The sequence below is a fragment of the Staphylococcus sp. GDX8P80P genome (assembly GCF_017893095.1).
Taxonomy (GTDB): Bacteria; Bacillota; Bacilli; order Staphylococcales; family Staphylococcaceae; genus Staphylococcus; species Staphylococcus borealis.
In genome coordinates this window covers 1-464 of the sequence record NZ_JAESMI010000173.1, presented here as the reverse complement: position 1 = coordinate 464, position 464 = coordinate 1, and the positions used below count along the sequence as shown (strand labels likewise).

The following is a 464-nucleotide window of genomic DNA, read 5'->3' as shown; positions in this document are numbered from 1 at the left end:
TTGAGTACCAGCTTTACCACCTAAATCCGTGTCAAGTGTTGGAGTAGTTGGTGGCGTTGTATCAGTTGCTTTCACAGGATCAGATGTAGAACTATTTGGATGTTCCGCATTATCCGTAGCTTTCACAGTGACATTACCTTCCGGAATAGGCACCGTTGGTGTAATTGTCGCATGACCCGTACTATCTGTCGTACCCGAACCAATAACATTACCATCTTTATCCAATAATTCCACTTTAGTATTCGGATCGGTCACAACTTCAACAGGGTCTTTCGTACCTGCTTTGCCATCTAGAGTTCCAACAACAGAAGGTTTCACCGGAGGTGTTACGTCAGTTGCTTTTTTCGGTTGAGACGTAGAACTATTCGGATGTTCTGCATTATCAGTCGCCTTCGCAGTGACGTTACCTTCAGGAATAGGTTTCGTCGGTGTAATCGTGACATGTCCCGTATCATCCGTTGTAC

General features: G+C 44.8%; 1 pseudogene. It reads right to left on the bottom strand.

The window, feature by feature from the left end:
- Positions 1 to 464 (bottom strand): annotated as a pseudogene (locus KA858_RS12030) (YSIRK signal domain/LPXTG anchor domain surface protein); the annotation flags it as partial.